At 50.1% G+C, this 9,717-nt stretch carries 20 protein-coding genes and 1 pseudogene; 1 reads left to right on the top strand and 20 read right to left on the bottom strand.

Annotation, left to right across the window (positions count from 1 at the left end; translation table 11 throughout):
* Positions 1 to 3: 3 nt before the first annotated feature.
* The 17 genes from rplF to rpsJ form a co-directional block, all read right to left on the bottom strand.
* Positions 4 to 537: a 50S ribosomal protein L6 gene (gene rplF, locus ACDO57_RS23160; protein ID WP_003863296.1), complete on the bottom strand. Its 534-nt coding sequence runs from the start codon at positions 535 to 537 to the stop codon at positions 4 to 6.
* A 12-nt stretch (positions 538 to 549) separates the two neighbouring features.
* Positions 550 to 942 (bottom strand): 30S ribosomal protein S8, encoded by a 393-nt coding sequence (gene rpsH, locus ACDO57_RS23155; RefSeq protein ID WP_006178918.1) that lies wholly within the window; start codon positions 940 to 942, stop codon positions 550 to 552.
* A gap of 30 nt (positions 943 to 972) precedes the next feature.
* Positions 973 to 1,278: a 30S ribosomal protein S14 gene (gene rpsN, locus ACDO57_RS23150; protein WP_003863291.1), complete on the bottom strand. Its 306-nt coding sequence runs from the start codon at positions 1,276 to 1,278 to the stop codon at positions 973 to 975.
* A gap of 14 nt (positions 1,279 to 1,292) precedes the next feature.
* On the bottom strand, positions 1,293 to 1,832 hold the full coding sequence (gene rplE / locus ACDO57_RS23145) for a 50S ribosomal protein L5 (protein ID WP_001096206.1): 540 nt from the start codon (positions 1,830 to 1,832) through the stop codon (positions 1,293 to 1,295).
* A gap of 14 nt (positions 1,833 to 1,846) precedes the next feature.
* Positions 1,847 to 2,161 carry a 50S ribosomal protein L24 gene (rplX, locus tag ACDO57_RS23140; protein WP_003863287.1) on the bottom strand — a complete coding sequence of 105 codons (315 nt, stop codon included), beginning with the start codon at positions 2,159 to 2,161 and terminating at the stop codon, positions 1,847 to 1,849.
* 10 nt (positions 2,162 to 2,171) lie between these two features.
* Positions 2,172 to 2,543 (bottom strand): 50S ribosomal protein L14, encoded by a 372-nt coding sequence (gene rplN, locus ACDO57_RS23135; RefSeq protein ID WP_002919748.1) that lies wholly within the window; start codon positions 2,541 to 2,543, stop codon positions 2,172 to 2,174.
* 166 nt (positions 2,544 to 2,709) lie between these two features.
* Complete coding sequence (gene rpsQ / locus ACDO57_RS23130) at positions 2,710 to 2,964, bottom strand: 30S ribosomal protein S17 (protein ID WP_008503489.1); 255 nt, start codon at positions 2,962 to 2,964, stop codon at positions 2,710 to 2,712.
* Complete coding sequence (gene rpmC, locus ACDO57_RS23125) at positions 2,964 to 3,155, bottom strand: 50S ribosomal protein L29 (protein ID WP_003863282.1); 192 nt, start codon at positions 3,153 to 3,155, stop codon at positions 2,964 to 2,966. The genes rpsQ and rpmC overlap by 1 nt, the downstream gene beginning before the upstream one ends.
* On the bottom strand, positions 3,155 to 3,565 hold the full coding sequence (rplP, locus tag ACDO57_RS23120; protein WP_002919759.1) for a 50S ribosomal protein L16: 411 nt from the start codon (positions 3,563 to 3,565) through the stop codon (positions 3,155 to 3,157). The genes rpmC and rplP overlap by 1 nt, the downstream gene beginning before the upstream one ends.
* 12 nt (positions 3,566 to 3,577) lie before the next feature.
* Positions 3,578 to 4,279 carry a 30S ribosomal protein S3 gene (gene rpsC / locus ACDO57_RS23115; protein WP_000529945.1) on the bottom strand — a complete coding sequence of 234 codons (702 nt, stop codon included), beginning with the start codon at positions 4,277 to 4,279 and terminating at the stop codon, positions 3,578 to 3,580.
* Positions 4,280 to 4,296: 17 nt separating this feature from the next.
* A complete protein-coding gene (gene rplV / locus ACDO57_RS23110; RefSeq protein ID WP_002919773.1) occupies positions 4,297 to 4,629 on the bottom strand; it encodes a 50S ribosomal protein L22 in 333 nt (110 codons plus the stop codon).
* 14 nt (positions 4,630 to 4,643) lie between these two features.
* The gene (gene rpsS, locus ACDO57_RS23105; protein WP_001138117.1) at positions 4,644 to 4,922 is read right to left on the bottom strand and encodes a 30S ribosomal protein S19; all 279 of its coding nucleotides are present in this window, start codon (positions 4,920 to 4,922) and stop codon (positions 4,644 to 4,646) included.
* Positions 4,923 to 4,938: 16 nt separating this feature from the next.
* Positions 4,939 to 5,760, bottom strand: coding sequence for a 50S ribosomal protein L2 (gene rplB, locus ACDO57_RS23100; protein ID WP_000301859.1), 822 nt, complete (start codon positions 5,758 to 5,760; stop codon positions 4,939 to 4,941).
* A gap of 17 nt (positions 5,761 to 5,777) precedes the next feature.
* Positions 5,778 to 6,080: a 50S ribosomal protein L23 gene (gene rplW / locus ACDO57_RS23095; protein WP_000617546.1), complete on the bottom strand. Its 303-nt coding sequence runs from the start codon at positions 6,078 to 6,080 to the stop codon at positions 5,778 to 5,780.
* Positions 6,077 to 6,682: a 50S ribosomal protein L4 gene (gene rplD / locus ACDO57_RS23090; RefSeq protein WP_000424395.1), complete on the bottom strand. Its 606-nt coding sequence runs from the start codon at positions 6,680 to 6,682 to the stop codon at positions 6,077 to 6,079. Before rplD ends, rplW begins: the two co-directional genes overlap by 4 nt.
* A 10-nt stretch (positions 6,683 to 6,692) precedes the next feature.
* Positions 6,693 to 7,322: a 50S ribosomal protein L3 gene (gene rplC, locus ACDO57_RS23085; protein WP_003863274.1), complete on the bottom strand. Its 630-nt coding sequence runs from the start codon at positions 7,320 to 7,322 to the stop codon at positions 6,693 to 6,695.
* A gap of 32 nt (positions 7,323 to 7,354) precedes the next feature.
* Positions 7,355 to 7,666, bottom strand: coding sequence for a 30S ribosomal protein S10 (rpsJ, locus tag ACDO57_RS23080; RefSeq protein ID WP_001181005.1), 312 nt, complete (start codon positions 7,664 to 7,666; stop codon positions 7,355 to 7,357).
* Between the two features lie 380 nt (positions 7,667 to 8,046).
* On the opposite strand from rpsJ, the gene ACDO57_RS23075 reads away from it, so the two are divergent.
* Entirely contained in the window at positions 8,047 to 8,520 is a 474-nt protein-coding gene (locus ACDO57_RS23075; protein ID WP_157189801.1) for an A24 family peptidase, read from the top strand.
* Here the strand turns inward: ACDO57_RS23075 and bfr are convergent.
* From bfr to tuf, 3 genes and pseudogenes are all read right to left on the bottom strand, one after another.
* Positions 8,504 to 8,980, bottom strand: a complete 477-nt coding sequence (gene bfr, locus ACDO57_RS23070; protein WP_008503492.1) for a bacterioferritin — start codon at positions 8,978 to 8,980, stop codon at positions 8,504 to 8,506. The two genes, ACDO57_RS23075 and bfr, sit on opposite strands and share 17 nt — an antisense overlap.
* 72 nt (positions 8,981 to 9,052) lie before the next feature.
* Positions 9,053 to 9,247, bottom strand: a complete 195-nt coding sequence (gene bfd / locus ACDO57_RS23065) for a bacterioferritin-associated ferredoxin (protein WP_008503493.1) — start codon at positions 9,245 to 9,247, stop codon at positions 9,053 to 9,055.
* A 178-nt stretch (positions 9,248 to 9,425) separates the two neighbouring features.
* Positions 9,426 to 9,717 (bottom strand): annotated as a pseudogene (gene tuf / locus ACDO57_RS23060) (elongation factor Tu); the annotation flags it as partial.

Genomic DNA, 9,717 nt, shown 5'->3' with positions numbered 1-9,717 from the left:
ACCTTACTTCTTCTTAGCCTCTTTGGTACGCACGACTTCGTCGGCGTAACGAACACCCTTGCCTTTGTAAGGCTCAGGACGACGGTAGGCGCGCAGATCTGCTGCAACCTGACCGATCAGCTGTTTATCAGCGCCTTTCAGCACGATTTCAGTTTGAGTCGGACATTCTGCAGTGATACCGGCCGGCAGCGGATGCTCAACAGGGTGTGAGAAGCCCAGAGACAGGCCTACTGCATTCCCTTTGATAGCTGCACGATAACCTACACCAACCAGCTGAAGCTTTTTAGTGAAGCCTTCGGTAACACCAACAACCATTGAGTTCAGCAGGGCACGCGCGGTACCAGCCTGAGCCCAACCATCCACGAAACCATCACGTGGACCGAAGGTCAGAGCGTTATCTGCATGTTTAACTTCAACAGCTTTGTTGAGGGTACGAGTCAGCTCGCCGTTTTTACCTTTGATCGTAATAACCTGACCGTCGATTTTTACATCAACGCCGGCAGGAATAACGACCGGTGCTTTAGCAACACGAGACATTCTTTCCTCCGATTAGGCTACGTAGCAGATAATTTCGCCACCAAGACCAGCCTGGCGCGCTGCACGATCAGTCATAACACCTTTAGAGGTAGAAACAACTGCGATACCAAGACCAGCCATAACTTTTGGCAGCTCATCTTTTTTCTTATAGATGCGCAGGCCTGGGCGGCTGACACGCTGAATGCTTTCTACAACAGCTTTACCCTGGAAATACTTGAGAGTAAGTTCCAGTTCCGGCTTGGTGTCGCCTTCAACTTTAAAATCTTCGATAAAACCTTCTTCCTTCAGCACGTTGGCAATTGCCACTTTCAGCTTGGCGGAAGGCATGGTGACCGCAACTTTGTTCGCGGCCTGACCGTTACGGATACGGGTCAGCATATCCGCGATCGGATCTTGCATGCTCATCTGTCTTTACTCCCGTGATTCAATTGGTAATTACCAGCTAGCCTTTTTCAAGCCTGGCACTTCACCGCGCATAGCGGCTTCACGCAGTTTGATACGGCTCAACCCAAACTTGCCCACATAACCATGTGGACGACCTGTTTGACGACAGCGGTTACGCTGACGAGACGGGCTGGAATCACGCGGCAGAGACTGCAGCTTGAGAACCGCATTCCAACGATCTTCGTCGGAAGCGTTCACATCAGAAATGATCGCTTTCAGTTCAGCGCGTTTAGCGAAGAATTTATCAGCTAAAGCTACGCGCTTTACTTCGCGTGCTTTCATTGATTGCTTAGCCATTCAGTAACCCTACCTTACTTGCGGAACGGGAAGTCAAAGGCAGCCAGCAGAGCACGGCCTTCTTCGTCAGATTTCGCAGTAGTGGTAATGGTAATATCCAAACCACGCACGCGGTCGACTTTATCGTAGTCGATTTCTGGGAAGATGATCTGCTCACGGACACCCATGCTGTAGTTACCACGACCGTCGAAAGACTTAGCGGACAAGCCACGGAAGTCACGGATACGTGGAACAGCAATAGTGATCAGGCGCTCAAAGAACTCCCACATGCGTTCGCCACGCAGAGTTACTTTACAGCCGATCGGATAGCCCTGACGGATTTTGAAGCCTGCAACAGATTTGCGTGCTTTGGTGATCAGCGGTTTTTGACCGGAGATTGCTGTCAGGTCAGCTGCTGCGTTATCCAGCAGTTTCTTGTCAGCGATCGCTTCACCAACACCCATGTTCAGGGTGATCTTCTCGACCCGAGGGACTTGCATGACAGAATTGTAGTTAAACTCAGTCATGAGTTTGTTAACTACTTCGTCTTTGTAGTAATCATGCAGTTTCGCCATCGTACTACTCCAAATTACTTGATAGTTTCGCTGTTAGACTTGAAGAAACGGACTTTTTTGCCGTCTTCGAATCTAAAGCCTACACGGTCAGCCTTGCCGGTAGCCGCATTGAAGATTGCAACGTTAGAAACCTGAATAGCAGCTTCTTTTTCAACGATGCCGCCTGGTTGATTCAGGGCCGGAACCGGCTTCTGATGTTTCTTAACCAGGTTGATACCTTCAACGACAAGTTTGCCGGAAGACAGAACATTTTTTACTTTACCGCGTTTACCTTTATCTTTACCGGTTAACACGATAACTTCGTCATCACGACGGATTTTCGCTGCCATGATTCGCTCCTTAGAGTACTTCTGGTGCCAGAGAGATAATTTTCATGAACTTCTCAGTACGAAGTTCACGAGTTACCGGCCCAAAGATACGCGTGCCGATAGGCTGCTCGCTGTTATTGTTTAAAATAACGCATGCATTACCATCGAAGCGAATGACAGAACCGTCAGGGCGACGAACACCCTTCTTGGTGCGCACCACTACCGCCTTCAGCACATCACCTTTTTTGACCTTACCACGTGGAATTGCTTCCTTGATGGTGATCTTGATGATGTCGCCTACGCCTGCGTAGCGACGGTGCGAGCCACCCAGAACCTTGATACACATTACGCGACGTGCACCGGAGTTGTCGGCGACGTTCAGCATAGTCTGTTCTTGGATCATTTTAGTGCTCCGCTAATGTCAACTACTACCTGAGACTCTAAAATCAGAGCCGTTAAAAAGCCCCATATCGAGGGCGCGGCATTATAACACCGCTTCTGCAATATGGGTAGAAAAAATAAACGGCTCATCGCTGAGCCGTTTATTCGTATTGAGAAGGCGTACTGTATTACAGAACCGCTTTCTCTACAACGCGAACCAGCGTCCAGGACTTAGTCTTGGACAGTGGACGGCATTCACGGATTTCAACCTTGTCGCCGATACCACATTCGTTGTTCTCGTCATGTACGTGCAGTTTGGTCGTACGCTTGATGAATTTACCGTAGATCGGGTGTTTCACAATACGTTCGATAGCTACAACAATGGATTTCTCCATTTTGTCGCTAACAACACGACCTTGCAGAGTACGGATTTTATCGGTCATTACGCACCCGCCTTCTGAGTCAGTAAAGTCTTAACGCGTGCAACATTGCGACGCACTTGCTTCAGCAGGTGAGTCTGTTGCAGCTGGCCACTTGCAGCCTGCATACGCAGGTTGAACTGCTCACGCAGCAGGTTCAGCAGCTCAGCGTTCAGCTCTTCAACGCTTTTTTCACGCAGCTCTTTTGCTTTCATTACATCACCGTCTTAGTTACAAAGGTGGTTTTGATAGGCAGTTTCGCTGCTGCCAGGCCGAAGGCTTCACGGGCCAGCTCTTCCGGAACACCGTCCATTTCATAAAGGACTTTGCCCGGTTGGATCAAGGCAACCCAGTACTCCACGTTACCTTTACCTTTACCCATACGAACTTCCAGCGGCTTCTCGGTGATCGGTTTGTCCGGGAATACACGGATCCAGATCTTACCTTGACGCTTAACTGCACGGGTCATTGCACGACGTGCTGCTTCGATCTGACGTGCAGTCAGACGACCACGGCCAACAGCTTTCAGACCGAAAGTGCCGAAGCTAACATCCGTACCCTGCGCCAGACCACGGTTGCGGCCTTTGTGCACTTTACGGAATTTTGTACGCTTTGGTTGTAACATCAGCGACGCTCCTTATTTACGGCCTTTACGCTGCTGCTTTTTAGGTTGAGCAGCCGGTTTTTCCGGTTGTTCAACAGCAGCCATACCACCCAGGATCTCACCTTTGAAGATCCATACCTTAACGCCGATTACACCGTAAGTGGTGTGCGCTTCAGAGGTGTTGTAGTCGATGTCAGCACGCAGAGTGTGCAGCGGTACGCGACCTTCACGGTACCATTCGGTACGTGCGATTTCCGCGCCGCCCAGACGGCCGCTAACTTCAACTTTGATACCTTTAGCGCCCAGACGCATTGCGTTCTGTACAGCACGCTTCATAGCACGACGGAACATAACACGACGTTCCAGCTGAGAAGTGATGCTGTCAGCAACCAATTTAGCGTCCAGTTCAGGCTTACGAACTTCAGCGATATTGATCTGTGCAGGAACGCCAGCGATATCCGCTACGACCTTGCGCAGTTTTTCTACGTCTTCGCCTTTCTTACCGATAACGATGCCAGGGCGAGCAGTGTGAATAGTCACACGTATGCTCTTAGCTGGACGCTCGATAACGATACGAGATACAGACGCTTTAGCCAGTTCCTTAGTCAGGTACTGACGTACTTTAAAATCGCTGTCCAGGTTGTCAGCGAATTCTTTGGTGTTCGCAAACCAGGTAGAGTTCCATGGTTTTACAATACCCAGGCGAATACCATTAGGATGTACTTTCTGACCCATTGCTAGTCTCCAGAGTCTCAGCGATCGGACACAACCACAGTAATGTGGCTGGTGCGCTTCAGGATGCGATCTGCACGACCTTTCGCACGCGGCATAATGCGCTTCATGCTTGGGCCTTCATCTACGAAAATTTTCGCGACTTTCAGATCGTCGATGTCAGCGCCATCGTTGTGTTCAGCGTTAGCAATGGCAGATTCCAGTACTTTCTTGACCAATACCGCAGCTTTCTTGTTGGTATAGGTCAGGATGTCCAGGGCCTGCGACACTTTCTTACCGCGAATCAGGTCAGCAACAAGGCGAACCTTCTGAGCAGAAGAACGAGCATGGCGATGTTGAGCTAAAGTTTCCATCTCTTCCTCCTACCTTATTTCTTCTTCGCTTTTTTATCAGCAGCGTGGCCGCGATAAGTACGAGTCGGTGCGAATTCACCCAGTTTGTGACCAACCATTTCGTCGGTAACAAAGACTGGAACGTGCTGACGACCATTATGGACAGCGATGGTCAAACCGATCATGTTAGGAAAGATCGTTGAACGACGGGACCAAGTGCGCAGGGGCTTCTTGTCTCCGCTTTCCACCGCTTTCTCTACCTTCTTCAGCAAGTGCAGGTCAATAAAAGGACCTTTCTTGAGAGAACGTGGCATGGCTTATCCTCTAAAATTATTTGCTACGGCGACGTACGATAAATTTATCAGTACGCTTGTTGCTGCGGGTCTTCTTACCTTTGGTCTGAACGCCCCACGGAGTTACCGGGTGCTTACCAAAGTTACGACCTTCACCACCACCATGTGGGTGGTCGACTGGGTTCATCGCAGTACCGCGAACGGTAGGACGAACACCACGCCAGCGTGCAGCACCTGCTTTACCCAGAACGCGCAGCATATGCTCAGCATTGCCAACTTCGCCCAGAGTAGCGCGGCAGTCTGCTTCGACTTTACGCATTTCACCAGAACGCAGACGCAGGGTGACATAAGCACCATCACGCGCAACGATCTGAACGTAAGTACCAGCGGAACGTGCCAGCTGACCGCCTTTACCTGGTTTCATTTCTACGTTATGAACGGTAGAACCAACCGGGATATTGCGCATCGGCAGGGTGTTGCCTGCTTTGATTGCAGCATCAACGCCAGACTGAATCTGGTCGCCAGCTTTCAGGCCTTTAGGGGCCAGGATGTAACGGCGTTCGCCGTCTTTGTACAGAACCAGCGCGATGTTCGCGGAACGGTTCGGATCGTACTCAAGACGTTCAACAACTGCTGGGATACCGTCTTTGTTGCGTTTGAAGTCAACAATACGATAAGCCTGCTTGTGGCCACCACCGATGTGACGAGTGGTGATACGGCCATTGTTGTTACGACCACCGGATTTGCTGTTTTTTTCCAGCAACGGAGCAAAAGGTTTGCCCTTGTGCAGCTCAGGGTTAACCACTTTAACTACGTGGCGACGACCCGGAGATGTCGGTTTACATTTAACAACTGCCATTGTATTACTCCTCCGACTTACTCAGCGCCGCCAACGAAGTCCAGATTCTGGCCTTCTTTCAGGGTGACGTAAGCTTTTTTCCAGTCGCTACGACGACCGATACGCTGTCCGTGACGTTTAACTTTCCCTTTAACTACCAGGGTGTTAACGACTTCGACTTCGACTTCAAACAGTTTCTGCACAGCAGCTTTGATCTCTGCTTTGGTCGCGTCTTTAGCAACTTTGAGAACGATGGTGTTTGTTTTTTCCATCGCAGTAGACGCTTTTTCAGAAACGTGCGGTGCGCGAAGCACCTTCAGCAGACGTTCTTCACGAATCATGCCAGCATCTCCTCAACTTGCTTAACAGCATCAGCAGTCATTACGACTTTGTCGAAGGCGATCAGGCTAACCGGGTCGATACCAGTCGCATCGCGTACGTCAACCTTGTGCAGGTTACGTGCGGCCAGGAACAGGTTCTCGTCCAGCTCACCGGTGATGATCAGCACATCTTCCAGAGCCATGTCTTTCAGTTTCTGTGCCAGCAGCTTAGTTTTAGGCGCTTCTACAGAGAACTTCTCGACAACGATCAGACGATCCTGACGTACCAGTTCGGACAGGATGCTTTTCAGCGCGCCGCGGTACATCTTTTTGTTAACTTTTTGACTGTGGTCCTGTGGACGCGCAGCGAAGGTCACACCACCTGAACGCCAGATCGGGCTCTTGATAGAACCTGAACGCGCACGGCCGGTACCTTTCTGGCGCCATGGCTTTTTGCCAGAACCAGTTACTTCAGCACGAGTCTTCTGAGCACGAGTACCCTGACGAGCACCAGCTGCATAAGCAACAACAACCTGGTGAACCAGCGCTTCGTTGAAATCACGACCGAAGGTAGTTTCGGAAACAGTCAGCGCGCTCTGCGCGTCTTTCAATACTAATTCCATTGCTATCCCCTTACGCCTTCACAGCTGGTTTAACGATCAGGTCGCTACCGGTTGCACCCGGAACTGCACCTTTAACCAGCAGCAGGTTGCGCTCAGCGTCAACACGTACTACGTCCAGGCTCTGAACGGTTACACGTTCGTTACCCAGCTGACCTGCCATTTTCTTGCCTTTGAACACTTTGCCCGGAGTCTGGTTCTGACCGATAGAACCCGGAACGCGGTGAGACAAGGAGTTACCGTGAGTAGCGTCCTGGGTACGGAAGTTCCAGCGCTTAACGGTACCAGCAAAACCTTTACCTTTAGAGGTACCGGTTACGTCAACTTTTTTAACGTCAGCAAACAGCTCAACGCTAATGTCCTGACCTACGGTGAACTCTTCGCCTTCAGCAAGACGGAATTCCCACAGACCACGGCCAGCTTCTACGCCAGCTTTAGCGAAGTGACCCGCTTCTGGTTTGGTTACACGGTTAGCTTTTTTAGCACCAGTGGTAACCTGAATAGCGCGGTAGCCATCGTTAGCCAGATCTTTAACCTGAGTAACGCGGTTTGCTTCAACTTCGATTACGGTTACTGGGATAGAAACGCCATCTTCAGTGAAGATGCGGGTCATACCCACTTTTTTACCGACTAAACCAATCATTGTTTCAACCTCTCAATCGCTCGATGACCTGATTAACCCAGGCTGATCTGCACGTCTACACCGGCAGCCAGATCCAGACGCATCAGAGCATCAACGGTTTTCTCAGTTGGCTCAACGATGTCAACCAGACGCTTGTGAGTGCGGATTTCGTACTGATCACGCGCGTCTTTGTTGACGTGCGGGGAGATCAGAACGGTGAAGCGCTCTTTGCGGGTCGGCAGCGGGATCGGACCACGGACTTGCGCACCAGTGCGCTTAGCAGTCTCGACGATTTCCGCGGTTGATTGATCGATCAGACGATGATCAAACGCTTTAAGGCGGATACGGATTCTTTGGTTCTGCATGAGACCAGAGCTCCAATTATTTTATAAACGAAAATGATTACTCCTCAAACCCATTACGATTGATGGGAGAGTGTAACCGTTCTTACGTAGCTCCCCAATTGGGAGCATTGTTGAGTAACAAAATGAGCTACTCTGGTTCTGATTGAACCCGCCGTCAATTACGACAAGCCCGCGCATTATACGTAAATCTGGGCAAGACGCAAGTGCCGTTTAGAAATTAAGCGCCAATGTCGCAGGGTGCGTAAGAGCGCGCAACGTTTTATGCAATGTATTCTGCGGCGATGCTTTGTTTCGAGCCGCTACGCATCTCCGTTTTTTGTGCATTGCCGGACAGGCCGATTATAACGACTATGCGCTCAAACCCGTTTGAGGCCTTTTTCATGCTAACCACCCTCCCCTTTCTGCTGATCTATCTTTCACTGACTGCCTTACTGGTACATGCCGATATTCGCTACGGTCTGCTTCCCGATAAATTTCTCTGCCCGCTGCTATGGGCGGGTCTGCTCTTTCAGCTCTGTATACATCCTGATTTTCTGCCGAGCGCGGTGGCGGGTGCGATGGCTGGATATATTGGCTTTGCCGTTATTTACTGGGGCTACTGGTTTATCCGCCGACGTGAAGGTATGGGATATGGCGATGTGAAATACCTGGCGGCGCTTGGTGCATGGCACGGCTGGTGCGTACTGCCTACGCTTGCGCTACTCGCGGCGCTGATGGCGCTTCTTTGCATTCTTGTTTTTTCGTTAATCCGCCCTGATAAGAAGGCAATAAAAAACCCGCTGCCTTTTGGGCCATTTCTGGCAGCAGCGGGTTTATGCATAGGCTGGAAGACGTTGGTTACTCTTCCACTTTAATCTGTGACTGAAGGTAGTTCTGCAGGCCAATTTTAGCAATCAGATCCAGCTCCGTTTCCAGCCAGTCAATATGGCCTTCTTCATCGGCCAGGATTTGGATCATCATATCGCGACTGACGTAGTCATGTACGCTGTCTGCGTAGGCAATGGCTTCACGGAGATCTTTGGCGCCTTCAAGTTCCAGCCTGAGGTCAGAACGCAGCATCTCTTCGACATCTTCTCCGATGCCCAGCTTGCCGAGATCCTGCAGGTTTGGAATGCCTTCAAGAAATAAAATACGCTCGATATATTTATCAGCGTGCTTCATTTCATCGATCGATTCATGGTACTCAACGTCGTTCAGACGTTTAAGCCCCCAGTTTTTGAACATTCTCGCGTGAAGAAAGTACTGGTTAATTGCGACAAGCTCATTTCCCAATAATTTATTGAGATAACTTATGATTTTTACATCACCTTTCATTATATAGTCCCTCCGCTTCCACTCATTGAAGCGTAGATCGGGCTACAGGGATGTCAAAAAAAAGATGGGCGCTTACGCGATCTCTTTGTATTCCGGGATCTGCATCAATTCGTCCTGCATGATCTCTCGCGCAGCACGTACGCATTTACCGCATTGATTTCCAACCGGAACAAATTTGCGTAGCTGTTGAAATGACTGAGGCTGAAACTGGCGAACGGCCTGACGTATTTTCTTGTCGCTTACACCATTACATAAACAAACGTACATAGAGACTCCCGTTCAAATTATGCGCAAAGTGTAAGTGAGAATGGTTATGATTACAATAGCACAAACGCCACAATACGGGACGGGAGCAGGCAAAAAATGCGAAATTTTGTGACAACGCCTGAGCGGCAGAAAACAAAAAAGGACGCCGAAGCGTCCTTTTTTATTCGGGGATAATTAATTAGCCCAGAACTTTAGCAACAACGCCCGCGCCAACGGTACGGCCGCCTTCACGGATTGCGAAACGCAGACCGTCGTCCATCGCGATTGGGTGGATCAGAGTCACAACCATCTTGATGTTGTCGCCGGGCATTACCATCTCAACGCCTTCTGGCAGTTCGATGGTACCGGTCACGTCAGTTGTACGGAAGTAGAACTGTGGACGGTAGCCTTTGAAGAACGGAGTATGACGGCCGCCTTCGTCTTTGGACAGGATGTACACTTCAGATTCGAACTTGGTGTGTGGCTTGATT

Origin of the sequence: Enterobacter cloacae complex sp. 2015409 (assembly GCF_041365315.1) — a bacterium.
GTDB lineage: Bacteria > Pseudomonadota > Gammaproteobacteria > Enterobacterales > Enterobacteriaceae > Enterobacter > Enterobacter pseudoroggenkampii.
Note: the sequence above shows the minus strand (reverse complement) of the source record. Positions and strands in the feature narration are given on the sequence as shown.

Excerpts from the sequence above, each read along its gene's own strand:
- rpsQ (WP_008503489.1), bottom strand. The coding sequence starts at position 2,964 with ATGACCGATAAAATCCGTACTCTGCAAGGTCGTGTTGTTAGCGACAAA.
- ACDO57_RS23075 (WP_157189801.1), top strand. The coding sequence starts at position 8,047 with ATGCTAACCACCCTCCCCTTTCTGCTGATCTATCTTTCACTGACTGCC.
- rplW (WP_000617546.1), bottom strand. The coding sequence starts at position 6,080 with ATGATTCGTGAAGAACGTCTGCTGAAGGTGCTTCGCGCACCGCACGTT.
- rplD (WP_000424395.1), bottom strand. The coding sequence starts at position 6,682 with ATGGAATTAGTATTGAAAGACGCGCAGAGCGCGCTGACTGTTTCCGAA.
- rplF (WP_003863296.1), bottom strand. The coding sequence starts at position 537 with ATGTCTCGTGTTGCTAAAGCACCGGTCGTTATTCCTGCCGGCGTTGAT.
- rplV (WP_002919773.1), bottom strand. The coding sequence starts at position 4,629 with ATGGAAACTTTAGCTCAACATCGCCATGCTCGTTCTTCTGCTCAGAAG.
- bfr (WP_008503492.1), bottom strand. The coding sequence starts at position 8,980 with ATGAAAGGTGATGTAAAAATCATAAGTTATCTCAATAAATTATTGGGA.
- rplC (WP_003863274.1), bottom strand. The coding sequence starts at position 7,322 with ATGATTGGTTTAGTCGGTAAAAAAGTGGGTATGACCCGCATCTTCACT.
- rpsC (WP_000529945.1), bottom strand. The coding sequence starts at position 4,279 with ATGGGTCAGAAAGTACATCCTAATGGTATTCGCCTGGGTATTGTAAAA.
- bfd (WP_008503493.1), bottom strand. The coding sequence starts at position 9,247 with ATGTACGTTTGTTTATGTAATGGTGTAAGCGACAAGAAAATACGTCAG.
- rplN (WP_002919748.1), bottom strand. The coding sequence starts at position 2,543 with ATGATCCAAGAACAGACTATGCTGAACGTCGCCGACAACTCCGGTGCA.
- rpsS (WP_001138117.1), bottom strand. The coding sequence starts at position 4,922 with ATGCCACGTTCTCTCAAGAAAGGTCCTTTTATTGACCTGCACTTGCTG.
- rpmC (WP_003863282.1), bottom strand. The coding sequence starts at position 3,155 with ATGAAAGCAAAAGAGCTGCGTGAAAAAAGCGTTGAAGAGCTGAACGCT.
- rpsJ (WP_001181005.1), bottom strand. The coding sequence starts at position 7,666 with ATGCAGAACCAAAGAATCCGTATCCGCCTTAAAGCGTTTGATCATCGT.
- rplP (WP_002919759.1), bottom strand. The coding sequence starts at position 3,565 with ATGTTACAACCAAAGCGTACAAAATTCCGTAAAGTGCACAAAGGCCGC.
- rpsH (WP_006178918.1), bottom strand. The coding sequence starts at position 942 with ATGAGCATGCAAGATCCGATCGCGGATATGCTGACCCGTATCCGTAAC.
- rplE (WP_001096206.1), bottom strand. The coding sequence starts at position 1,832 with ATGGCGAAACTGCATGATTACTACAAAGACGAAGTAGTTAACAAACTC.
- rpsN (WP_003863291.1), bottom strand. The coding sequence starts at position 1,278 with ATGGCTAAGCAATCAATGAAAGCACGCGAAGTAAAGCGCGTAGCTTTA.
- rplB (WP_000301859.1), bottom strand. The coding sequence starts at position 5,760 with ATGGCAGTTGTTAAATGTAAACCGACATCTCCGGGTCGTCGCCACGTA.
- rplX (WP_003863287.1), bottom strand. The coding sequence starts at position 2,161 with ATGGCAGCGAAAATCCGTCGTGATGACGAAGTTATCGTGTTAACCGGT.